The 1040-nt window shown below is 69.8% G+C and carries 3 protein-coding genes; all 3 read right to left on the reverse strand.

From position 1 onward, the window contains the following. Positions 1-134: S-adenosylmethionine:tRNA ribosyltransferase-isomerase (locus P409_RS38520; RefSeq protein WP_161790541.1), on the reverse strand; the 134-nt coding region annotated here is incomplete at its 3' end. Positions 135-144: 10 nt separating this feature from the next. Beyond that, complete coding sequence (locus P409_RS35050) at positions 145-684, reverse strand: queuosine precursor transporter (RefSeq protein WP_343285545.1); 540 nt, start codon at positions 682-684, stop codon at positions 145-147. Between the two features lie 117 nt (positions 685-801). Next, positions 802-1040: chromate transporter (locus tag P409_RS35055; protein WP_034849635.1), on the reverse strand; the 239-nt coding region annotated here is incomplete at its 5' end.

The raw sequence follows: 1040 nt of genomic DNA on the forward strand, positions 1-1040 counted from the left end.
GGCAGGTCGCCGATCCGCCGGTCAGCCAAGCCGTCGGCCGCGACCTCCAGCAGCCGGGCGGCCTCGCGCGGCTCGGCCGGCCGGTCGGCGATCAGCTGCCGCGGCAGATCGAAATCGAACTCATCGACACGCATTGGAACAGGATCAGCCGTTCTGCAGCGCCGGCATCGGCATGACCAGGTTCATCAGCGCCCGGAACGGCGCCAGGAACAGCAGAGCGCAGGCCAGCTTCACCGACAGGTCGCCGGCCATCAGGGTCAGGATCGGCAGGCCGGTGCCGGCGAAGGCGATGGTGAAGAAAATGCCGGTATCGACCACCGAGCCGAGGGCCGAGCCGATGAAGGGCGCGCGCCACCAGGCGGCGCGGCGCAGCCGGTCGAAGATGTGGATGTCGAGCAGTTGCCCGACCAGGAAGGCGGTGCCGGAGGCGACGGCGATGCGCCAGTCGGCCAGCCACAGCGACAGCACCACGGCCAGGGCGAAGCCGGTATAGGCGACCTGGCGGGCGCGGCGCGGACCGAAGAAGCGGTTGGTCAGGTCGGTGACCAGGAAGGTGACCGGATAGGTGAAGGCACCCCAGGTCAGCCAGTCGTTGATCGGGAATTGGACCAGGTAGTTCGAGGCCAGCACGACGGCGATCATCGCGATCAGCGCCAGGCCCATGCCGCGGGTTTCGGTGCGCAAGACAGGCTCTTCCAATGCAAAACGCCCGCGGCGCAGCCACCTGGCGCCCGGGTCCGGTGGGGCTTTTAGCGCAAGATGCCATGCTTGACCACCGCGCTGCGGTCATATCCCGGATGTCTAAGGCTGGACCAGCAGGAACAGCACGGCCCCGGCGCCCAGCAGCAGGAAGGGGCTGACCCGGGTGAACAGCAGGGACAGGCAGGAGATGCCGGCCATGGCCCAGGCCAGTACCCCGCCCTCCGCCGCCTGCAGCAGGCTGAAGGAGGCGGCCAGCACCATGCCGGCGGCGACCGGCGCGAGGCCGGTCTCGACGGCACGCTGCCACGGCGCGCCGCGATACCGGGCCCAGAGCCGGG

The sequence above is a fragment of the Inquilinus limosus MP06 genome (genome assembly GCF_000767795.1).
Taxonomy (GTDB): domain Bacteria; phylum Pseudomonadota; class Alphaproteobacteria; order DSM-16000; family Inquilinaceae; genus Inquilinus; species Inquilinus limosus_E.